Source organism: Variovorax sp. RO1 (assembly GCF_002849325.1).
GTDB lineage: Bacteria > Pseudomonadota > Gammaproteobacteria > Burkholderiales > Burkholderiaceae_C > Variovorax.
In genome coordinates this window covers 368983-389720 of record NZ_PKMT01000005.1, presented here as the reverse complement: position 1 = coordinate 389720, position 20738 = coordinate 368983, and the positions used below count along the sequence as shown (strand labels likewise).

17 protein-coding genes are annotated in these 20738 nt (G+C 65.8%); 3 read left to right on the top strand and 14 right to left on the bottom strand.

Annotation, left to right across the window (positions count from 1 at the left end; translation table 11 throughout):
* The first annotated feature begins 327 nt into the window (after positions 1-327).
* Entirely contained in the window at positions 328-1038 is a 711-nt protein-coding gene (gene pyrF, locus CY658_RS24880) for an orotidine-5'-phosphate decarboxylase (protein WP_101492785.1), read from the top strand.
* A 469-nt stretch (positions 1039-1507) separates the two neighbouring features.
* Positions 1508-1903: a hypothetical protein gene (locus tag CY658_RS24875; protein ID WP_101492727.1), complete on the top strand. Its 396-nt coding sequence runs from the start codon at positions 1508-1510 to the stop codon at positions 1901-1903.
* 87 nt (positions 1904-1990) lie between these two features.
* On the opposite strand, the gene CY658_RS24870 is transcribed toward CY658_RS24875, so the two are convergent.
* The 13 genes from CY658_RS24870 to CY658_RS24815 all read right to left on the bottom strand — a co-directional run bounded on the left by CY658_RS24870 (position 1991) and on the right by CY658_RS24815 (position 18063).
* Entirely contained in the window at positions 1991-4120 is a 2130-nt protein-coding gene (locus tag CY658_RS24870) for a tripartite tricarboxylate transporter substrate-binding protein (RefSeq protein ID WP_180839046.1), read from the bottom strand.
* A gap of 294 nt (positions 4121-4414) precedes the next feature.
* Positions 4415-4975, bottom strand: coding sequence for a dihydrofolate reductase family protein (locus tag CY658_RS24865; RefSeq protein WP_101492725.1), 561 nt, complete (start codon positions 4973-4975; stop codon positions 4415-4417).
* Positions 4976-5206: 231 nt separating this feature from the next.
* Entirely contained in the window at positions 5207-5986 is a 780-nt protein-coding gene (locus tag CY658_RS32560) for a hypothetical protein (RefSeq protein WP_143713786.1), read from the bottom strand.
* 79 nt (positions 5987-6065) lie between these two features.
* Positions 6066-7211, bottom strand: a complete 1146-nt coding sequence (locus CY658_RS24860; RefSeq protein ID WP_101492724.1) for a hypothetical protein — start codon at positions 7209-7211, stop codon at positions 6066-6068.
* Positions 7212-7754: 543 nt separating this feature from the next.
* Positions 7755-8648 carry an NAD(P)-dependent oxidoreductase gene (locus tag CY658_RS24855; protein ID WP_101492723.1) on the bottom strand — a complete coding sequence of 298 codons (894 nt, stop codon included), beginning with the start codon at positions 8646-8648 and terminating at the stop codon, positions 7755-7757.
* Positions 8649-8657: 9 nt separating this feature from the next.
* Entirely contained in the window at positions 8658-10106 is a 1449-nt protein-coding gene (locus CY658_RS24850; protein WP_101492722.1) for an aldehyde dehydrogenase family protein, read from the bottom strand.
* A 45-nt stretch (positions 10107-10151) separates the two neighbouring features.
* Positions 10152-11552, bottom strand: a complete 1401-nt coding sequence (locus tag CY658_RS24845) for an amidase (protein ID WP_101492721.1) — start codon at positions 11550-11552, stop codon at positions 10152-10154.
* 7 nt (positions 11553-11559) lie between these two features.
* The gene (locus tag CY658_RS24840; protein ID WP_101492720.1) at positions 11560-13053 is read right to left on the bottom strand and encodes an ABC transporter substrate-binding protein; all 1494 of its coding nucleotides are present in this window, start codon (positions 13051-13053) and stop codon (positions 11560-11562) included.
* Between the two features lie 54 nt (positions 13054-13107).
* The gene (locus tag CY658_RS24835) at positions 13108-13923 is read right to left on the bottom strand and encodes an ATP-binding cassette domain-containing protein (protein ID WP_101492719.1); all 816 of its coding nucleotides are present in this window, start codon (positions 13921-13923) and stop codon (positions 13108-13110) included.
* Positions 13924-13931: 8 nt separating this feature from the next.
* Positions 13932-14924 carry an ABC transporter ATP-binding protein gene (locus CY658_RS24830; protein WP_099795674.1) on the bottom strand — a complete coding sequence of 331 codons (993 nt, stop codon included), beginning with the start codon at positions 14922-14924 and terminating at the stop codon, positions 13932-13934.
* 6 nt (positions 14925-14930) lie between these two features.
* Entirely contained in the window at positions 14931-15815 is an 885-nt protein-coding gene (locus tag CY658_RS24825; protein ID WP_101492718.1) for an ABC transporter permease, read from the bottom strand.
* Entirely contained in the window at positions 15812-16762 is a 951-nt protein-coding gene (locus tag CY658_RS24820) for an ABC transporter permease (RefSeq protein ID WP_099795676.1), read from the bottom strand. The genes CY658_RS24825 and CY658_RS24820 overlap by 4 nt, the downstream gene beginning before the upstream one ends.
* A gap of 209 nt (positions 16763-16971) precedes the next feature.
* The gene (locus tag CY658_RS24815; protein ID WP_101492717.1) at positions 16972-18063 is read right to left on the bottom strand and encodes a tartrate dehydrogenase; all 1092 of its coding nucleotides are present in this window, start codon (positions 18061-18063) and stop codon (positions 16972-16974) included.
* Between the two features lie 273 nt (positions 18064-18336).
* On the opposite strand from CY658_RS24815, the gene CY658_RS24810 reads away from it, so the two are divergent.
* A complete protein-coding gene (locus tag CY658_RS24810) occupies positions 18337-19194 on the top strand; it encodes an aldo/keto reductase (RefSeq protein WP_101492716.1) in 858 nt (285 codons plus the stop codon).
* Positions 19195-19213: 19 nt separating this feature from the next.
* Here CY658_RS24810 and CY658_RS24805 read toward each other — a convergent pair whose 3' ends face one another.
* Positions 19214-20704: a nucleobase:cation symporter-2 family protein gene (locus CY658_RS24805; protein WP_101492715.1), complete on the bottom strand. Its 1491-nt coding sequence runs from the start codon at positions 20702-20704 to the stop codon at positions 19214-19216.
* Positions 20705-20738: the final 34 nt, after the last annotated feature.

Sequence of the window (20738 nt, the reverse complement as noted above, 5' to 3'; positions counted from 1 at the left end):
TTCACAGCGCGAGTTCGCTGTCCGGCCCGGAAGGACCGCAATTGACCGACTGTAGCCAGCGCTTCTGCGCTTCTGATTGGCCACAAATGAAGGCCCGCCAAATTACGTCGGACTTCCCGGCAACGCACCGAGCTGCTGCATGAGACCGCACGACTCTCGCTATTCCTGCGAGACCAGCGACGTGGGCCCCTCATCCGAGGCGCAACACTACGGGGCTGAAGCGCGACGCTGAACGGCCGGTTGTGGCCGCCAGCTGATAGGCTGCGCACGCTCGCCCAGCTCGCAATTTTCCTGCGAGCGCAGGGCGCCAGCATCGAGGACAAGTCAATGAGTACGGACAGCCGCATCATCGTTTCGCTCGACTTCCCTACCGCCGCATTGGCGGCGGACCTCGTGACGCAGCTGGGCGCAGCGACGACGTTCTACAAGGTAGGCCTGCAGCTGCTGACGGCGGCAGGACCTTCGGTCGTCCGCGAGCTCGTGGATGCAGGGAAAAGTGTTTTCCTGGACCTCAAGCTGCTGGAAATCCCAAGCTCGGTGGCTGGCGCGGTCACCGCAGCCGGACATCTGGGGGCTTCGATGGTCACTGTGCATGCCTCCGGCGGTTCCGCCGTGCTTCGCTCGGCAGTTCAGGCCGCGAGCCAGTTCCCTCAACTCAAGGTTCTTGCGCTCACCGTCATCACCAGCATGAGTGACCAGGATCTGGAAGAGGTCGGCGTCGCTTCGACGGTTCCGGAGCAGGTCGTGCGACTGGGGCGTCTTGCCGCCGCAGCCGGTTGCCATGGTGTCGTCTCGTCGCCGTTGGAGGCGAGGCTGCTTCGTGAGGTCCTGCCACTTGGTGCCCTTGTCGTGACGCCAGGCACGCAGCTCTCAGGCAACGAACAGAATGACCACGCACGAGCTGCGACTCCCGCGCAGGCCATCGAGGCTGGCGCGACGCACGTGGTCATTGGCCGCCCCATATCGCGTGCCTTGAATCCCGCTGCCGTGTTCGCGGCCGTGCGCGCTGAGCTGGCCACCGCTATCCCGCAACGCTGAAGCGGCCAGGAGCCTCAGCCAAAACGCGGGTCACATCTGCGCGGAAATCAACCGGCCGCTTACAAGCGCCGTACGCACGACACAGCGCCATACAAGCAACTGCACAGTTGCCTTCACAGTGCTCTTCCGCCGTCGCCGGCGCCGTTGCTACGGTGTTCGTGCAGGCCACCCCACAACGCCCTTCGGTCACCTTGCCGAGGGGTCTCGGAGCACAAGTCGTGTCGTCACAGAAAAAGAACGCCGCCTTCCGCGTCTGGATCTCGGGCCACCGCCTCCCGGCGTGGCCGTGGAGCGCAGGAAGAAGCAGGCCTCGTTCGCGGACACCGGCCGGATCTGGCGCGCAGAAAAGTAGCGCTTTTTAGTTAATGCCATGTAACGCCATCGGGCGTTACCGACAGGCCAACCAAGCGCTTGGACGCACGCGCACGGCTGAACGCATGCCGACTGCGCGGCGTCAGAGGGGAATGTCATGTTCACCCGCTACGCCATCCGCACGCTGCTGTGCATTGCCGCCGTGCCCGCCATCTCCGAGGAGCCCGCACCCATCCATGGCCGCATGTTTCTGAGCAAAGCCGAGATCGAGACCACCTTGATCGGCAAGCCCATCGTGTCAAGCAATCTGTCGACCGGCATGGTCTCGCGCTGGCAGTTCTATTCGGACGGCCGCGTCGACTTTGCCAACCAAAGCGGGCCCGGCAAGGCGTCGGGCAAGTGGGTTCTCAACGCCGACGGCTCGATGTGCGTGACGATGATTTCTCGCACCGGGTGCCGCTACTGGTTCAGGAACGAAAAAGACGGCGCCATTGCGAATGCCAAAACCAGGGAGCCGAATGCGCCGACCGTGGCTGAGATACGGTTTGAGTGAGGGGGCGAGAGAGGGGGCAACTCAGTGCTGCGCAACAGCGCCATGCCGTCTTGGCATTTGCCTGGGACACACCTGGACGCAGCGCATTCAACGCCCCGATGATGAAAGCGCACGTCTCCAGTCTTCGCGCTCTTCGTCTTCCAGTTGCAGCAAGCTCTCTGGTGAACCGCCTCCGCCGACGACCTGAAGGTCTTGCAACTGCTTCTGCACCTCGGGCTTGGCAAGCACCTGGGCCACGGCTTCCTGCAATAAGCGATTGGACGCGGCATCCGAATTGGCGGGCGCCCAGAGGCTGAAGTGGTCGTACGTCGTGTAGCCGGTCAAGGGCGCGCTCGAAGCCAGCGTCGGCCACGGCACACCCTCGAAGCGTTGCGGGTGCGCCGGGTCGGCGGTGGTGCCCAGCACACGCAACTGGCCGCGCCGTACGGCGACCGCCACGCGGTTCACGGATGCGAACATCAGGTCCACCGTATGCGCTTTGGTAATGACGTCCGAGTCGGGGTGCATGCCGTTGAAGACCACGCGCTGCACGTCGACGCCGCTCAGCGCGCGGAACTGGCCGAAGGCGAGGTGGCCCGTCCAGCCGTCGTCGCCCGTGCCGATGCGCAGGCTGCCCGGGTGGGCCCGTGCGTAGGCCAGCAGGTCATCCGTGCTGCGAATGCCCAGCGCGTCGGCCTTCGCGCTGTCGATGACCAGCACCAAAGGCTCCGACGCCAGCAGCGTGACGGGGCGAAGGGAATGCATCAGCGCATCGATCGGTGCGGGCTGGTGCACGCCCTGGATGCCCCCGCGCGGCAGCCGCAGTGCCGCGAGCAAGACCTTCTCGTTGCCGCCCTCCGTCATCAGCCGGCGATAGTCGGCTTCGGTGGCTTTCGGCACGTGATCGACCTGCACGTTGCGTCCCAGCAGGTGGGGCAAGTGCCCGGCCAGCAGCTCGGCATAGTGGCCGGTGCGGCCACCGGGTGGAACCAGCACGGTGACGTGCAGCGTGGGCTGCGGCACAGGGGCAAGCCATTGCCCCGCATCGTTCAGCAGGCCGAACCGCAAGACCCACTGTCCGTCGGTGGACGTGTTGCGCACCAAGGCTTCGGCCACCCAATAGCGGCCCATGCGACGGAATGTTCGGATGATCGGCCCGTCTTCTTGCCACCCGGGCGGCCGCCAGTCCTGTGGAAACTCGTCTGCGACAACGGCGTAACCATGGCGGAACCGGCGCGCCTCGTGGAACTGCGGCGCGATCGCCCATTGGCCCTGTGCATTCTGGTAGCCCCAGCGGCCGGTGCCCGCGTCCTTGACCGGCCGCAGTGCGGCACCGGCATGGCTGCTGCCGCGCAGCCGCTGCCAGCGACACACGCGCGGCGTGCTGGCATTGCGCTGGAGATCCAGCCCAACGGCAGTGCACAGCTGCACGCGCCTCTGCGCGGTCACATCGGGCAAATCGCCGAAGATGAACGGAATCACCATTCTTCCTCTCGCGTCGATCAGGCCCGAGCCCGTGGAGCCAGGTGACGCCATCTGCAGCTTGTAGTCCATCCATTGCGCAGTGGCGATGTCCCGCGGCGGAGCCGGGGTGCGCCACAGTCCCTGTGCATCGCGCAAGCCGGGCTGCGCGTACACCGTGTCCACATGCAGCTCGGAGGCAGCTTGCCTGAAGTCGCCAGGCATCAGGTAAGAGAGGCCGCCGGGAGAGTCGATGGAGATCGGGTCCTTGCCATCGCAACTCACGGGCGGAACGGCCCACTGGCCTTGCCCATCAATGCGCGCGATTGCCGAGGCGGTCCGCAGTCCGCCTCCGGGCTTTCGCTCCACCAGCCACACGCGGTGTACCGGCTGTAGTGCGGTATTGAGGGAGATGTATTCCTGCCGCGCGACCTGCCAGCGGCCATCGCAGAAGCTGAGCGCTTTCGGTGAAAGAAAAAGCGTACGCCCCTCGAGCGCGTCGAACAACCCAGGCGCAAGCGCACTGTGCTTGTTCGGATTCATGCTCAACCAACGCACCCGGCCAATGAGGTTGGGGGCCATGCCGATGGTGAGCGCGAAGATGTCTTCCCACGGCGGCGCTTGCGCATCCACCGGCTGCATTTGCCAGGTCGGCTGCATCGGCATCGTGAGTCCCGGATTGGCATACAGCTCCTGGTAAGTCGGCGGCGCTGCGTTGGCCGAGCAGAGGCTGATGCCGAGCCACAGCAGGGCGGTGAAGGCATGCAGACGCTTCATCGGGTGATCACCGCAGCCCGCGCGACCGCGCATCGCTGCGGCGGCGCGTCCGCATCTTCATACGACTGCACCTCGTCTGCGAAGCGCCGCAGACGGATGTACCTCCAGTCGAGGTAGTCACTGGAATCAAGCGTCGATGGCGATGGCTCTGTTGACATGATTTCTGAAGGTCAGCGGGGGCCGACAAGCTGTTGGACGTGACGGGTTTGCGGCCAAATCGTGCCATAGCGTCGAAGGCCCGGTTTTGGCCCGCTGAAGCCGGTCGCGCCGCGGACCGTCCGCAGCAATCGATGGTTAGCCGCGCGCGCGCCGGTAGTGCATTGAGACCGCGCCGTTGCTGAGCGGCTTCGCCGAAATGAGCCTAAGCCGCCGCGTATTCGGCAGTCCGCTCTGGTACAGGGTCGGGCCGTGCCCGGCGATCCTGGGGTGAACGAGAAACTTGTATTCGTCGATCAGATCCAGCCGGTCCAGCTCGGTCGCGAGCTTGCCGCTACCGAGGAGCACGCCAGCCGGGGTCGCGTCCTTGAGCTTTTGCACGCCCGAGCGCAAATCGCCGGTGATGTGGTGGCTGTGGCTCCATGGGAAGTCCGTTCGCGTCGACGACACGACGTACTTCGGCTTGATCTCCAGCTTGAGCGCCCATTCGCGCACCGTCGGCGGCGCCTCTACATCGCCGCGGGCGACTGCTGGCCAGTAGCTCTCCATCATCTCGTAGGTGGTGCGGCCCCACAGCATCGCTCCACCTTCGTCCATGAGGCGGGTGAAGAAAACGTGCGTCTCGTCGTCGGCGATTCCCTCCTGGTGGTCGACGCAGCCGTCCAGGGTGACGTTGAGGCTGAAGGTTAGAAGTCCCATGCGAGTCTCCTTCGAGTTGGGTGGTCCGCTGGACTGTCGCTTGCCGCCGAGTACCTGCTCGGTCTACTGGACCGGCTGCTTTCGGAGCGCGAGGCGGCACCGTGAATGACCGTTCGTGGCCGACTGTAGTCAGTCGCGCTGCCGCGGCGAAGGGTCTAAAGGAGATGCTCAGCATTCTTTAGAGCGGTCACTCTACTCACTTGGTCAATGCAGTTTCTGAGGATCAAGAAGCTAGGAGCCGTTCGCACGGACCAATGCCGACATGTTGCGCTTTTGTTCAGCCAGTTGCGCTGTCACGGAAGTACCACTAGCCACGCGATAGAGATTTACCGAGATGGCTGCCTGCTTCACGACGGTCATGCCTGTTACCCCAAGCAGGCGGCGTGTCGCCGTGCCTGCCGCAGGTCCATTCAGTACTACACCGATATAGGCGGCACTCTCGTCTGAATCAAGAACGCCAAGATTCTCCTGAATGCCCGCGTTTGGATGTCTTGATTTAACGCTTGCCTCAGCTTCCTGCATGCTCTTGCGAAATGCACCGCCGTTGGCACCTTGCACCATCTTCGTTATGAATTCCTGTCTGGGCGCTTTGACCGAAAGTACAGTCCCCTGTGGGGCTGCCACGAGTACCTGACCGTACGCCCCCAGTTGCTCGCGCCGACCATCCCGAAGTTCGGCAAGCTCCCCACAGTCAGCGAACATGGTTAGCACCCGATTCATGCTGGCCATGATCTTTCTGCTGTGCGAAAGCATCGCTTCATCCACAGGGTTCCCGCCCAACTCGCAAAATCCAGCAGGCAGCGGCACAACAATCGTCTTCCCATCTACCTCAAAGCTCGCCCCTTGCGCTGTGGTGGACAGTGTGAAAAAGACCGCTAGGCACGCCGACAAAAAATGGAGTCGATGCATATGAATTTGCTGACATGAGGCAGCTTGATTGAGACCGCGGAGGATGCTGGAGAGCATTCGGCCTTGGCCGAACTCAGCCCGCCAGTTGGCGGTGCTATTCATGCGCAAAAGTCAGGTCGTAGGTGAGCGAACCAATGGTGTCTCACCGTACGAGAAATCCCCCACTGCCTGCTCGTATGCACTACTCTGAACCTTTAGGGATGGCTACGTAGGGCCCAGCATCCGCCTCTATCGTGCGATCCCTTGGCTCAAACACACAGTCGAAGAACACGCTGGCTTCTGCCCAGCTCTTCTTGTCCTTCCACATTGCGAGGAACGTACGGCTCACATCGACCGCGCTGGGACTGATCTGTGTGGTGTGAAGTCCCAGTGCATTTGGTGTATCCGCCTCGTCATGAGATGTGCTGGACTGTTTCGTGTAGCTGCGAAATCTCTGGATCTGGCCAGGCTTGGCAAAGCCAGTGGTGCCACACGAAGCGCCGGTGTCTACCCCTCGCTCAGTGTGCGCATTGGAGAAGCTGTCTTGCACCATGTGTAGCAGGGCGCCCATTGCCACCTTGTCCAGATCTTTGCGGACCTCGATGATCCCTGTGGCAAACAGATTCGTTGCCGTGATGTCACCGGGAAAGTAGCTGGTCAACTGGCTGTTTCCCAGGTCACGGATGAAAGAGCCTGTAGGCGTGATTCCAGAGGCCACGCCCCAAAGGAACTCTGCCCACATCTTCATTCGATCTACCGTATCACCCGCAGTCTCGCCATCGTAGGTGCCCATGGCATGCATGAACTGGAGATCACCGTAGTGCGACCGGTAAAGCATGTAATCTCCGGGACCAAAGGCTGGTGCCTTGATGTGAGATTTCTTCTCGGCTTGTACCCCCGCGTCCGAGAACAACCCCCACCAGCACAGCGGCTGCGAGGTGGATCGCAGCGTTACGCTTGCATCGCAACCCTTAATGCGTGGTGGAGATTTGGTATTGAGCAGGAACGGCGGGTCGTCAGGCCACCGGACTCCGTACAAGAGAATCCGGTGTTCTTTGACCGCATCGATAGTGACGCACTCGTCCTCTGCCCCCAAGCCAGCACCACAACCAATGGCTGCGAGCGTAATGGACTCGTGCACTGGCGACTTCATGATGGGGATGGCTGACCCAACAAACCAGTGCCCCAGATAATCCAATACAGGGTTTCGTCCCAAGGTTGATATCTTGCGATCCACATCGCTGACCTTGGGCAACACTTGGAATGCCGCGGCGCCGGAAGCGGCAACCAGCGCCGCCAAGAGAATTGCGTGCGAGCGAAAACGCGCCCGAGCCTTGGACTGCTGCATTGGAATCCCCTCCAGTAGTTTTCTTGTGCCGGCCTTGCAGGCCTATGGCACAACTATTACTGCATTCAGGGGGATTTGCAACATTGTTCTTACAAAACGATCAAGAGCCTGGCCGAGCCAAGTGGTGACGGCCGCCAACGTCTCAGGTAGCGGCAGAAAGCCGACGTTGAGGGAGCAAGGCTCGAGAGCCTGCATCTAGCCTGAAGCGACTTTGAACACAGTTGTGCCAATGTCGGCAGCGGCCAACGCCAGTCCTTCGGAATTTTTCTTGTCCCGCGCCTGTCTCTTGCGAAAGCTCAGCGCTGCACCCGCGCATCTCGATCTGCAATCCGCCGCAGCGGTCGAACCCCCAGTGCCACAGCCACGCTTATCGTGCGCAGGGCACTGGGTGCTTCCCGCAGCGAAATCAGGAGGAGATCGGGGTTCACCGAACGGGCTCCCTTTAGCGCGGCAGGAGCGGGTTAAACAATATCAGGAGGAGCGAAGCAGGGGGCATTCGTGGAGGGAAGTACCCGGTGGCCTGCGCACGCGCCCCGAAGAACGTCAGCGCAGCGCTTCGACCAGGTCCAGCACCATCCGATCGCCACCGAACTTCTCGACGCCATGCGTCAACAGCGCATCGACAGCCTGTGCAATGCCATGGCTGGCCGACGTCTGCTCCGCCATGTCGTTGTAGTACCCCAGATCTTTCTTCGCATTCGCCATCGAGAACTTCAGCGAATCGGTGCTGCCCGTCAGCAGCTTGGGCTTGAGGCGTTCCAGCGCCACGCCGTTGCCGCCGCCCTTGGCGAGCACGTCGACGAACACCTCGGGCTTCACACCGGCGCGTTGTGCGCAGGCGGCGGCTTCGCACAGCAGCGCCACGGTGCCCAGCGACACGAAGTTGTGCAGCAGCTTCATCGCATGGCCCGCGCCGACATCGCCGACGTGCGTGACGTTCTCGGCAAAGCAACGCAGCAGCGGCAGGCATGAGGCCAGCACCTCGGCGTCGCCGCCCACCAGCAGGTTCAGGCGGCCTTCGGCGGCCTCCTTGGCGGTGCGGGTCATCGGCGTATCGAGGAAGCGGCCGCCCTTGGCGTGCACGGCCTGCGCCACCTTGGCGGTGGAGGCGGGCACGGCGGTGGAGCAGTCGATCACCACGGTGCCGGGGCGCAGCGTGCTCAGCGCGCCGTTGTCGCCCAGCATCACAGCCTCGACCTGCGGCGTGCCGGTGACGCACAGGATCAGCACGTCGACCTGCGCGGCCAGTGTGGCCACGTCTTTCACCGAGGTGGCGCCGGCCTTCAGCAGGTCGTCGATCGGCTGGTTGCCCGCGTGCTCCAGCACCGTGAGCTGGTGGCCGTGCTTGACGATGTTGCTGGCGATGCCGTGGCCCATCAGGCCGACGCCGACGAGGCCGACTTTGCGCGGGGTTTGTTGTTGTTCAGTAGTCGTCATGGGTTGTCTTCATCCGTGCTTGATGGCGATGGTCTTGAGGGTCGTGAAGCCGAGCAGGGCCTCGAAGCCCTTCTCGCGGCCGAAGCCACTCGATTTCACGCCGCCGAACGGCAGTTCTACACCACCCGCCGCGCCGTAATTGTTGACGAAGACCTGGCCGCAATGCAGCTTGTGCGCCATGCGCAGCTGGCGCGCGCCGTCGCGCGTCCACACGCCGGCCACCAGGCCGAAGTCCGTGCCGTTGGCCAGGCGCACCGCCTCGGCCTCGTCGGCGAAGGGCATCACGGCCAGCACGGGGCCGAAGACCTCGCGCTGGGCCAGGTCGCTGTCATGCGGCACGTCGCGGAACAGCACGGCCTCCTGGTAGTAGCCGGTGGACGGTGCCTGCGGCGACACCGTGCCGCGCGCCGCCACCTTCATGCCGCTCGCCTCGGCGGTCGCGACCATGTCGCGCACCTGGCGGAACTGCTTCTCGTTGATGAGCGGGCCCATGTCGAGGTCTTCGGCGGGCGTGCCCGCGCGCACGGCCGTGAAGCGTTTCGCGAGGCGTTGCACGACCTCTTCGTACACCGACTGTTCGACCAGCACGCGGCTGCCCGCGGAGCAGGTCTGGCCGGCGTTCTGGATGATGGCGTTGAGCAGCACGGGCTCGGCCGCGTCGAGGTCGGCGTCGGCGAACACGATCTGCGGCGACTTGCCGCCCAGCTCCAGCGTCACCGGGCAGTGGCGCTCGGCTGCGGCCAGGCCCACGCTGCGGCCGGTCATGGTCGAGCCGGTGAACGAGATGTGGTCGATGCCCGGGTGCGCGCACAGCGCGGCGCCGGCTTCCTTGCCGTAGCCCGTCACCACGTTGAGCGCACCGGCCGGAAAGCCGACTTCGGTCGCGATTTCGGCCAGGCGCAGCAGCGACAGGCTCGCGTCTTCGGCCGGCTTGACCACGCAGGCGTTGCCCGCGGCGAGCGAGGCGCCCACGCTGCGGCCCGCGATCTGCATCGGGTAGTTCCAGGGAATGATGTGGCCCGTCACGCCGTGCGGAATGCGCACGGTCAGCACGGTGTAGCCGCGCTCGTAGGGCAGGGTGTCGCCGTGCAGTTTGTCGCAGGCGCCGGCGTAGTACTCGAAGTAGCGCGCCAGCGCGGTCGCGTCGTTGCGCGCCACGCGCAGCGCCTTGCCGGTGTCGCGCGCCTCGAGCTGGGCCAGCTCTTCGTGGTGCTGCAGCACGGCGGCGCTCAGCTTGGCGAGCAGCCGGCCGCGTTCGAGCGCGGTGGTGGCGCCCCAGGGGCCGTCGAAATGCTCGCCCATGGCCTGGCGTGCGGCGCGCACGGCGGCGTCGATGTCGGCGGCGGTGCCGCGCGCGATCTCGCCGAATTTCTGGCCGTCGCTCGGGTCGATCACGTCGATGGTGGCGTCGGCTTCGGACGCCACGCGGCGGCCGTCGATGTAGTGGGTGGCGTTCATGGAAGGTGTGTCTCCGTGTGGCGGATCAGGTCGGATCAGATCGGGTTAGGTCGGGTCCGGCCAGGGTTTCTGTGCGTCGCGAATCTGCTCGAAGGCGCGGCTGAACTGCAGAACGCCCAGGTCGTCGAAGCGGCGGCCGGCCACCTGCAGGCCGATGGGCAGGCCTTCGGCCGAGTAGCCGCAGTTGACCGACGCGGCCGGCTGCTCCGACATGTTGTAGGGCACCGTGAAGCCGATGTGCTCCAGCGGCCGCATCGGGTCGTTGGTGGGCGAGGCGTGGTCCGCGGGCGCGGGCATGTTCGGCGACACCGGTGAGATCACGAAGTCGTACGCCTTGGTGGCGGCGACCGTGGCCGCGCGCGTGGCGACGAACTGGCTGTAGCCGTCGAAGACGTGCGCGCCCGAAAAGCCGGCGGCGCTCTCGGCCCATTCGCGGATGTACGGCAGGATCTTCGCACGCTGTTCGGCGCTCATCGCCTGCATGTCGAGGCACGAGCGCATGCGCCAGAAGTGGTCCATGCCCTCCAGCATCTTCGGCGTCATGAAGGCCGGGATTTCTTCGACGTGCGCGCCAGCGGCCGCGATGCGCTTCGCGGCATCGCGAATGGCCTGCGAGATCTGCGGATCGAGCGGCAGGCCGCAGCCGGCGTCCATGTGCAGCGCCACGCGCTTGCCCTTGAGGAACGACGGATCGACTTCGAAGGCCGTCCAGTCGATGCCCGGTGCGGGCAGCTCGGAATAGTCGCGGTCGTCGGGCTGCGCGACCGAGGCCATCATCAGCGCCGCATCGGCCACGGTGCGCGTCATCGGGCCGGCGCAGCGGCCCATGTAGGGCGAGCTCAGTGGAATGCGCCCGAAGCTGGGCTTGAGCGTGAAGATGCCGCACCAACTCGCCGGCAGGCGCAGCGAGCCGCCGATGTCGGTGCCCACGTGCAGCGGGCCGTAGCCCGCAGCGGCGGCAGCGCCCGCACCCGCACTGGAACCGCCCGGCGTGCGCGAGGTGTCCCACGGGTTGCGCGAGAGGTCGTGAAAGCTCGACAGGCCCGACGACAGCATGCCCAGGTCGGGCATCGTGGTCTTGGCGACCATCACCGTGCCGTCGGCCTTCAGGCGCGCGGCGGGCGGCGAGTCGTACGTCATCGGCACGAGTGCGTAGGCGGCGGTGCCCAGCGGCATCGGGTCGCCCTCGGTCGCGAGGTTTTCCTTGATGGTCACGGGCACGCCGTCGAGCGTGCCGCGTGGCGTGCCGGCGAGCCAACGGGCTTCAGAAGCGCGCGCCTGTTCGAGTGCGGCTTCGGGGCGGAACAGCCAGGTGGCGCGCAGCTGCGGCTCGCAGGCCGCGATGCGTTCGTTGACCGCGCGCGCCACCTCGACCGGCGAGAGTTCCTTGGCGGCGTAGGCCGCGTGCAGTTCCTGCACGCCCAGGGCATACAAAGGCTTCGTCATGGCCGCATCAACCCCACGAAATCGCTGCCAGGTCGTTCGCGACGATCGGCATGTTCGGCCACAGGCCCTTCACTTCCTTGCGCGCGACCGTGGGGAACACGGCCTGGAAAAGGAAGCCGTTGACGGCATCGTTCGCGAGCATCTTCTGCGCCTCGCCGAGCAGCGCGTTGCGCTTCTTCTCGTCAGGCTCGCTCTGTACCGAGGCGTACAGGTCGCGGAATTTCTTCGAGTCGTAGCCCCAGTAGTAGTCGGGCTCGGTGTACTTCACGAGGTCGAAGGGTTCGACGTGCGCAACGATGCTCAGGTCGAAGTCGTGCCCGCCGCCGAAGGTGCCGCTGAGCCATTGCGCCCATTCGACGTTCTGGATCTTGACGTTGATGCCGATGGCCGCGAGCTGGGCCGCGATCACCTCGCCGCCCTGGCGTGCGTACGAAGGCGGCGGCAGCGTCATGCGCAGCTCCAGCGGCGTCTTCACGCCCGCGTCGGCCAGCAGCTTCTTCGCCTTGGCGATGTCGAAGGGGTTGATGCCGGTGGTGTCGACATAGCCCGGCGCACCGATCGGGTAGTGGCTGCCGATGGCCTTGCCGAAACCGTCGGCCGCGCCCTGGATCACCACGTTGCGGTCCACCGCAGCCAGGATGGCGCGGCGCACGCGCACGTCGTCCAGCGGCTTTCGCTTGTTGTTGATCGCCAGGATCACCTTGCTGCGCGTGCCCACTTCGAGCACGCGGAAGCGCGGGTTGGCGCGGAACTGGCCCACGCTGCGCGTGCCGGCGCGCGGGAAGATGTCGATGTCGCCGGCCATCAGCGCCGCGGTCTGTGCGGCCGAGTCGGACATGAACTTGAAGACGAACTTGTTGACCTTGGCCAGCGTCGGGTTGCGGTACGTCGGCGACTTGACCAGCGCGCAGGCCGAGCCGCGCTGCCAGCTGTCGAGTTTGTAGGGGCCGGTGCCCACGGGCTTGGTGGCGTTGGTGTCGGCGCTCTTGGGCTCGACGATGCAGGCGGTGGCCTGGCCGAGCATGAAGAGCAGGTCGGGGTTGGGCTGCGCGGTGCTGATGACCACGGTGTCGGCGTCGGGCGTCTTCAGGCTGATCTCGCTGAAGAAGCGCTTGTCCTTGTTGGTGCTCTTCTCGCCGGCCGCGCGCTCGAAGCTGAACTTGACGGCGGCCGCATCGAAGGCCTCGCCGTTCTCGAACTTCACGCCCTTGCGCAGCTTGAAGGTGTGGGTCTTGAGGTCGGGCGACACGGTCCAGCTCTCGGCCAGCAGCGGCGTCACGCTGCCGTCGGCGTTGATCTTGGTGAGCGTCTCGAAGATGTTGTAGTGCGCGATCTCGGCAATGGCCGAGGCGGCGGCGGTCGTCGGGTCCAGGCCCGGCGGTTCCAGCGGCATGCCGATGGTCAGCATGTTCTTGCCGGTCTGGGCCTGCGCGAACAGCGGAAAGGCGCCGGGGATCGCGGCGGCGATGGCGGTGCCCATGAGGGTGCGACGCTTCAACATTCTGTGGTTCTCCTGGAAGACAAAAGTAGGGCGACCGGTTCAGACCGATCGGGCCTATCGGGACGGCGTGTGCAGCACGGCTGACAGCAAGGTGCGTGTGTATGGGTGTTGCGCGTGGGCAAAAAGTTCGGCGGGCTGGCCGCGTTCCACGATCTGGCCCTTGAACACCACGCACACGTCGTCGCACAGGTGGTTGACCACCGCGAGGTCGTGGCTGATGAGCAGGTAGCTGATGCCGAACTGCTGCTGAAGGTCCTGCATGAGGTTGAGCACCTGGGCCTGCACGGACACGTCGAGCGCGCTCACGGGTTCGTCGGCCACGATGAGCTTGGGGCGCGTGATGAGGGCGCGTGCAATCGCGATGCGCTGGCGCTGGCCGCCCGAAAACTCGTGCGGGTACTTGTCGAGGTCGGTGGTGCGAAGGCCCACGGCGGCGAGCGCTTCGGCGGCGCGTTCGCGTTGCTCGGCGCGGCTGGTTTGGGCCAGTGCTTCGAGCGGTTCGGCGACGATGCGCGCGACGGTCTGGCGCGGGTCGAGCGAGCCGTACGGGTCTTGAAAGACCATCTGGAAGTCGCGCCGCGCGGTGCGCAGGTCGGGCTTCGAGAGCGTGTGCAGGTTGCGGCCTTCGAGCGCGACGCTGCCCGAGGTCGGCGTGTCCAGCGCCATCACGAGGCGCGCGATGGTCGACTTGCCCGAACCCGATTCACCTACGATGCCCAGGCTCTTGCCGGCCTGCACGCTGAAGCTCACGCCGTTGAGCGCCTTCACGGTGGGGGGCGGGCCGAAGAGCTTTTCGCGCGGCAATGCGTAGTGCCGCACGAGGTCGGTCACCTGCAGCAGCGGGGGCGAAGCAGAGGGCGTCGAAGTCATCGGGGTGCTCATGCGGCGGCCAGCGTGGCGTGCGCGGCGACGGCGTCGAGATGCAGGCAGCTCACCGCATGGCCGTTGGGTTGGCGAGCCACCGGCGGCTTCGTGGTGTGGCAGGCGTCGGTCGTGAAGTCGCAGCGGCCCGCGAAGCCGCAGCCGCGGGGAATGTCGACCAGCTCGGGCACGCTGCCGCGGATGGTGGGCAGCCGGCCCGCGCGCACGGCGCCGAGCGCAGGGCGCGCGGCGAACAGGCCGCGCGTGTAGGGATGGGCGCGGTCGGCAAAGACGGCGTCGGTCGGGCCGCTTTCCACCGCGCTGCCGCCGTACATCACGAGCATGCGCTGCACGCTGCTGGCGATCACGCCGAGGTCGTGCGAGATGAGGATCAAGGCCATGCCCATCTCCTTGACCAGGCTCTGGATCAGGTCGAGCACCTGCTTCTGGATCGTGACGTCGAGCGCGGTGGTGGGCTCGTCGGCAATCAGCAGGTCGGGTCCGCAGGCCAGTGCCATCGCGATGCCGATGCGTTGGCGCTGTCCGCCGGAAAACTGGTGTGGATACGCGTCAAGGCGCGAGGCGGCGTCGGGAATGCCGACGCGGTCGAGCAGGTTCAGTGCTTCCTTGCGCGCCTGCGCCTTGGTGAAGCCGCGGTGCAGCATGAGCGGCTCGCCGACCTGGCGCGCGATGGTGTGCACCGGGTTTAGTGCAGTCATCGGCTCCTGGAAAATCATGCCGATGCGGTTGCCGCGCAGCTGGCACAGCTGCTTCTCGGGCAGGCCGACGAGTTCCTGGCCGTCGAGCTTGATGCTGCCCGTGACCTTCGCGGTCGAAGGCAGCAGGCCCATGAGCGACATCACGGTGATCGATTTGCCGCAGCCCGACTCGCCGACGATGCCCAGCGTTTCGCCGCGCTCCAGCGAGAAGGAAATGCCGCGCACGGCTTCCGCCGGGCCGCGCTGCGTCTGCAGGCCGATGTGGAGGTCGTTGACTTCGAGAAGGGGCATGGCGGTCTACCTTGCGCGTGCCAGGCGCGGATCGAGCAGGTCGCGCAGACCATCGCCCAGCAGGTTGAGGCCGAGCACCGCGAAGGCGATGGCCATGCCCGGGAAGACGGCCAGCAGGGGTTGCTGGAACATGAGGGTCTGGGCTTCGCTGAGCATGCGGCCCCATGAAGGCTGAGGCGGCTGTGTGCCGAGGCCGAGGTACGACAGCGCAGCTTCGGCCAGGATGGCGATGGCGAAGCGGATCGTGATCTGCACGATCAGCACGGCGGAGATGTTCGGCAGCACGTGCTGCATGGTGATTGCGAAGCTGCCCTTGCCGCAGGCGCGTGCGGCGGCCACGTACTCGCGCGACCAGATCGCGTTGGCCGAGGCGCGCGTGATGCGCGCGAAGGTCGGGATGTTGTAGATGCCGATGGCGACGATGGCATTCACGATGCCGGCGCCGAACACGGCTGTCATCATGATCGCCGAGAGGATGGCGGGGAAGGCGAGCGTGAAGTCCGACAGGCGCATCACCGCTTCTTCGATCCAGCCGCGCCTCGCAGCAGCGAGCAGGCCCAGCGCCGTGCCAACGACGAGGCCGATGCCCACGGCGATCACGCCCACGAGGATGGACGCACGCGCACCGACCAGCAGCAGCGAGGCCACATCGCGGCCGAAGGCATCGGTGCCGAGCCAGTGCGTGGCCGAGGGGCCTTGCATCTTGTTCGCCATGTCCATCGCGTAGGGCGACCAGGGCGTCCAGACGAAGGAGATCAACGCAGCCATCAACAGCAGCAGCGCGAAGACGCCGCCGATGACGAAGCTGCGGTGCTTGACCGCGCGGCGCCAGAAGCCGGGCGCGAGGGGCGCAGCAGAAGCGGGCGCCAGGGGAGAGAGGATGGCGCTCATATGTCGCTCGCCTTGATGCGCGGGTCGATCACGGCGTAGAGCACATCGACCACGAAGTTCACGATGACCACCATCGCCGCGAGCAGCATCACGCAGTTGCGCACCACGATCAGGTCGCGGTTGCTGATGGCCTGGAAGATCAACCGGCCCAGGCCCGGCAGGTAGAACACGTTCTCCACCACGATGGTGCCGGCGAGCAGCTCCGAGAACTGCATGCCCATGACGGTGATGACGGGGATCATCGCGTTGCGCAGCACGTGGGTCCACAGCACCATGCGCTGCGACACGCCCTTGGCGCGTGCGGTGCGAACGAAGTCTTCGCGCATCACCTCGAGCACGGCCGAGCGTGTGATGCGCGCGAGGATGGCCGCTTGCACGACCGCCAGCGACAAGGCTGGCAGCAGCAGCGATTTCAATCCCGCGAAGATGCCTTCGCCCCAGCCCTCGAAGCCGCCTGCGGAGAACCACTGCAGTTGCACCGAGAACACGAGGATCAGCAGGATCGCGAACCAGAAGTTGGGAATGGCGATGCCGACCTGGGCCATGCTCATGAGGCCGACGTCGCCGAGCTTGTTGTGGCGCGCGGCGGCGGTCACGCCGACGAGCAATGCGATGACGACGGTCAGGCTCATCGCCATCACGGCGAGTGGCACGGTGAGGGCCAGACGCTCGAGGATCAGGTCGATGACGGGCGAGCTGTAGGCGTAGCTGTCGCCGAGGTTGCCGGTGAGCATGCCGGCGATCCAGTGCCAGTAGCGGGTCCACGCGGGCTGATCGAGGCCGAGCTTGGTGGCCAGGGCGGCGACAGCGTCGGGCGAGGCGTCGGGGCCCATGAGCATCTGCGCTGCGTTGCCCGGGAGAATTTCGAGCACCAGGAAGACGATGACGGAGGCGCCGATCAGCGTGCCGAGGAGCGTCAGGGTGCGCTTGAGCAGGAAGAGGCCCATGGTTCAGTGGCTCCGTTTTTTGTCGCTGTTCAGGGCGTGTGCACAGGCCACCGGGTACTTCCCTCCGCGAATGTCCCCCGCCTTCGGCTCCTCCTTGATTTCGCTGCGGGAAGCACCCAGTGCCCTGCGCACGGGGCACGCGGCTGGGGTGCGGCCGATCAACGACCGCTGTGCTTTGCGCTCCCTGCGACAAGGAAGGCCAGGCGGCGTCATGCCGAAGCGATGCACTCGGCAATCGCACGCCCCACGTCCACCGTGTTGGCGGTGCCGCCCATGTCGCGCGTGCGCGGGCCTTCGCTGAGCACGGTCTCGATCGCCGAGAGCACGGCGGCCGAGGCCTGTGCGTACACGGGGTCGTCGTTGCCCAGGTGGTCGAGCATGAGCGCGGCCGACCAGATCTGGCCGATGGGGTTGGCGATGCCCTTGCCCGCGATGTCGGGTGCGGAGCCGTGCACGGGTTCGAACAGCGAGGGGAACTTGCGTTCAGGGTTCAGGTTGGCGCTGGGCGCGATGCCTATGGTGCCGGTGCAGGCCGGGCCCAGGTCCGAGAGGATGTCGCCGAACAGGTTGGAGGCCACGACCACGTCGAACCAGTCGGGGTGCTGCACGAAGTGCGCGCACAGGATGTCGATGTGGTACTTGCTCGTTGCCACGTCGGGGTAGCGCGTGGCGATCTCGGCCAGGCGCTCGTCCCAGTAGGGCATGGTGATGGAGATGCCGTTCGACTTGGTGGCGGCCACCAGGTTCTTGCGCTTGCGGCGGTTGGCCAGCTGGAACGCGTAATCGATGATGCGGTCGACGCCCACGCGGGTGAACACGGCTTCCTGGATCGCCATTTCGCGCGGCGTGCCTTCGAACAGGCGACCGCCCACCGAGGTGTATTCGCCTTCGGTGTTCTCGCGCACGACGAGGAAGTCGATGTCGCCCGGCTTGCGGTGCGCCAGCGGGCCGGGCACGCCGGGCATCAGGCGCACGGGGCGCAGGTTGACGTACTGGTCGAAGTCGCGGCGGATCTTGATGAGCAGGCCCCACACGGCGATGTGGTCGGGCACCTTGGCGGGGTCGCCCACGGCGCCGAAGTAGATGGCGTCGTGGCCCTGGATCTTGTCGGCCCAGTCGGCCGGCATCATCAGGCCGGTGCGCACGTAGTGGTCGGAACCCCAGTCGAAATGGTCGTACGCGAAATCGATGCCGAAGCGCCGACCCACCGCGTCGAGCACGCGAAGGCCCTCGGGCATGACCTCGACGCCGATGCCGTCTCCGGGAATGACGGCAATCCTGTGCTTTTGCTTCTGCTGCATTGACTCAACCTGTTCCTGAACCGTTTCGAAAAAAGCGCCGACGCTTGTGACACCGGGCCGTCAAAAAATTCTAGGAGCGGGTGGGGTGCGCGTGATGGGGGTTGGCACCCACGGGGTGTTGACAATATGAGAAGGCCAAAACATCGAATCACGGCGGAAGATCAGAAGTTGGTGGTCATCAAACTGACTTGATCTTCGAAAAATTAGAAGGCGCCGGGGGCGGAAAACCCGCACCCGGGCCCCCGCCCCGAGGGCCTGCGTACGATCGTGCCCATGCGAACACTTTCACTCCCCACCGGCGGCGAGATGCCGGTTCTTGGTCTCGGCACCTGGCGCATGGGCGAAGACGCCACCCGCCACGCGGCCGAGGTGGCCGCGGTGCGCGAGGCCATCGATCTGGGCTACCGCCTGATCGACACGGCCGAGATGTACGGCGAGGGCGGCGCCGAGACGGTGGTCGGCCAGGCCGTGGCCGAGGCGCTGCGCGCGGGCGATGTGCGGCGCGACGAGCTCTTCGTCGTCAGCAAGGTCTACCCGCACAACGCGAGCCGCCGCAGCACGGGCCAAGCCTGCGAGCGCAGCCTGGCGCGGCTGGGGCTGGAGCGCATCGACCTGTACCTGCTGCACTGGCGCGGCAACCACCCGCTGGCGCACACGGTCGAGGCCATGCACGAACTGGTGGCGGCAGGCCGCATCGCCCACTGGGGCGTGAGCAACTTCGACACCGACGACATGCAGGAGCTGGCGCAGGTCATCGGCCAAGGCCCGGCCTGCGCGGCCAACCAGGTGTACCTGTCGCTCGGCGAGCGCGGCCCCGAGTTCGACCTGCTGCCCTGGCAGCGCGAACGCGGCATGCCGCTGATGGCCTACAGCCCGATCGACCAGGGCGCATTGGCGGGCGACGAGGCGCTGGGCGCGCTGGCGGCGGAACTCGGCGTGAGCGCCGCGCAACTGGCGCTGGCCGCGGTCATCGCGCGGCCCGGCGTGGCGGCGATTCCGAAGGCGGTGCGCAGCACGCACCTGAAAGAAAACAGGGCCGCCGCCGAGCTGCAGCTCGATGCGACGACCCTGGCGGCGCTGGACCGGATTTATCCGGTGCCGAAGCGCAAGACGCCGTTGGCGATGATCTAGTTAGAGCGCGCGGTCTGGCTCAGTGCGCGTCAGCGTGCTTGGCCGCCGCGATCACCGCCTCTTCGTCGTGCTTCGCCCCGTTGAGGAACAGGTTCAGCAGCACCGCGGTAATCGACGCCAGCAGAATGCCCGACTCGATCAGCGAGTGAATGGCATGCGGCATCCACTGCTTGAAGTTGGGGGCGATCAGCGGAATCATGCCGACGCCGATGGCCACGGCGACGATCATGGCGTTGTGGCGGTTGGTCTTGAAGTCCACGCCCGAGAGGATGCGGATGCCGGTGGCGGCCACCATGCCGAACATCACGAGGCCGGCGCCGCCGAGCACCACGGTGGGCAGCGACTCGATCAGCGCGGCCATCTTCGGCAGCAGGCCCAGCACGATCAGGATCACGCCGCCGGCCACGCAGACATACCGGCTCTTGATGCCGGTGACGGCCACGAGGCCCACGTTCTGCGAGAAGCTGGTGTACGGGAAGGTGTTGAAGATGCCGCCGATGAGCGTGCCCAGGCCGTCGGTGCGCAGGCCCTTGGCCAGGTCCTTCTGGCTGATCTTGCGGTCGGTCATTTCGCCGAGCGCGAGGAACATGCCGGTTGATTCGATCATCACGACGATCATGATGAGCGTCATCGTCAGGATCAGGATGGGGTCGAACAGCGGCATGCCGAAATGGAAGGGCAGCACGATGTCGACCCACGCAGCCTTGCCGACCTTCTCGTAGGTCATGAGGCCGGTGATCGATGCCACCACCGCGCCGATCACGATGCCCAGCAGCACCGAGATGTTGGCGATGAAGCCCTTGGCGTACTTCACGATCAAGAGGATCGACACCAGCACCAGTGCGGCCACGCCGAAGCCCGACAGATCGGCGTACTTGGGGTTGGGCACGGTGGGCATGATCGCGAAGCCCTTGGGCACCGCAGGAATCGAGCTGCCCGGCGAGGTGACCTCGGCCAGCCACTTGGCGTACACCGGGTCGACCAGCGCGGGCGCCGTCGGGCCCACGGGGTTGCCGAAGATCCAGTTGATGCCCACGCGCATCAGGCTGATGCCGATGACCGCGATGATCGTGCCCGTCACCACCGGCGGAAAGAACCGCAGCATGCGGCTCACCAGCGGTGCGATCAGTATCGATATGACCCCCGCGCCGATGATGGCGCCGAACAGCAGCTGCGCCCCGTTCTGTCCGGGGTTGGCGTTGGCGATGGCGACCATGGGCGCCACCGAAGCGAAGGTCACGCCCATCATCACGGGCAGCTTGATGCCGAACCACTGCGTGGCGCCCAGCGCCTGGATCAGCGTGGCGATGCCGCAGCAGAACAGGTCGGCCGAGATCAGCAGCGCGACCTCGTCGGGCGAGAGCTTGAGCGCACGGCCCACGATGAGCGGCACCGCGACGGCGCCTGCGTACATCACGAGCACGTGCTGCAGACCGAGGGCCGCGAGCTTGCCCGAAGGCAGGCGCTGGTCCACGGGATGGACGTTGCTGGAAAGGGAATCTGCCGTCATCGTTGTCTCCTGGCGCGGCGAGGGGAACGGGAGC

Excerpts from the sequence above, each read along its gene's own strand:
- CY658_RS24815 (WP_101492717.1), bottom strand. The coding sequence starts at position 18,063 with ATGCAGCAGAAGCAAAAGCACAGGATTGCCGTCATTCCCGGAGACGGC.
- CY658_RS24820 (WP_099795676.1), bottom strand. The coding sequence starts at position 16,762 with ATGGGCCTCTTCCTGCTCAAGCGCACCCTGACGCTCCTCGGCACGCTG.
- CY658_RS24845 (WP_101492721.1), bottom strand. The coding sequence starts at position 11,552 with ATGACGAAGCCTTTGTATGCCCTGGGCGTGCAGGAACTGCACGCGGCC.
- CY658_RS24860 (WP_101492724.1), bottom strand. The coding sequence starts at position 7,211 with ATGCAGCAGTCCAAGGCTCGGGCGCGTTTTCGCTCGCACGCAATTCTC.
- CY658_RS24855 (WP_101492723.1), bottom strand. The coding sequence starts at position 8,648 with ATGACGACTACTGAACAACAACAAACCCCGCGCAAAGTCGGCCTCGTC.
- CY658_RS24835 (WP_101492719.1), bottom strand. The coding sequence starts at position 13,923 with ATGACTTCGACGCCCTCTGCTTCGCCCCCGCTGCTGCAGGTGACCGAC.
- CY658_RS24810 (WP_101492716.1), top strand. The coding sequence starts at position 18,337 with ATGCGAACACTTTCACTCCCCACCGGCGGCGAGATGCCGGTTCTTGGT.
- CY658_RS24870 (WP_180839046.1), bottom strand. The coding sequence starts at position 4,120 with ATGAAGCGTCTGCATGCCTTCACCGCCCTGCTGTGGCTCGGCATCAGC.
- CY658_RS24865 (WP_101492725.1), bottom strand. The coding sequence starts at position 4,975 with ATGGGACTTCTAACCTTCAGCCTCAACGTCACCCTGGACGGCTGCGTC.
- CY658_RS24850 (WP_101492722.1), bottom strand. The coding sequence starts at position 10,106 with ATGAACGCCACCCACTACATCGACGGCCGCCGCGTGGCGTCCGAAGCC.
- CY658_RS24840 (WP_101492720.1), bottom strand. The coding sequence starts at position 13,053 with ATGTTGAAGCGTCGCACCCTCATGGGCACCGCCATCGCCGCCGCGATC.
- pyrF (WP_101492785.1), top strand. The coding sequence starts at position 328 with ATGAGTACGGACAGCCGCATCATCGTTTCGCTCGACTTCCCTACCGCC.
- CY658_RS24805 (WP_101492715.1), bottom strand. The coding sequence starts at position 20,704 with ATGACGGCAGATTCCCTTTCCAGCAACGTCCATCCCGTGGACCAGCGC.
- CY658_RS24875 (WP_101492727.1), top strand. The coding sequence starts at position 1,508 with ATGTTCACCCGCTACGCCATCCGCACGCTGCTGTGCATTGCCGCCGTG.
- CY658_RS24830 (WP_099795674.1), bottom strand. The coding sequence starts at position 14,924 with ATGCCCCTTCTCGAAGTCAACGACCTCCACATCGGCCTGCAGACGCAG.
- CY658_RS24825 (WP_101492718.1), bottom strand. The coding sequence starts at position 15,815 with ATGAGCGCCATCCTCTCTCCCCTGGCGCCCGCTTCTGCTGCGCCCCTC.
- CY658_RS32560 (WP_143713786.1), bottom strand. The coding sequence starts at position 5,986 with ATGAATAGCACCGCCAACTGGCGGGCTGAGTTCGGCCAAGGCCGAATG.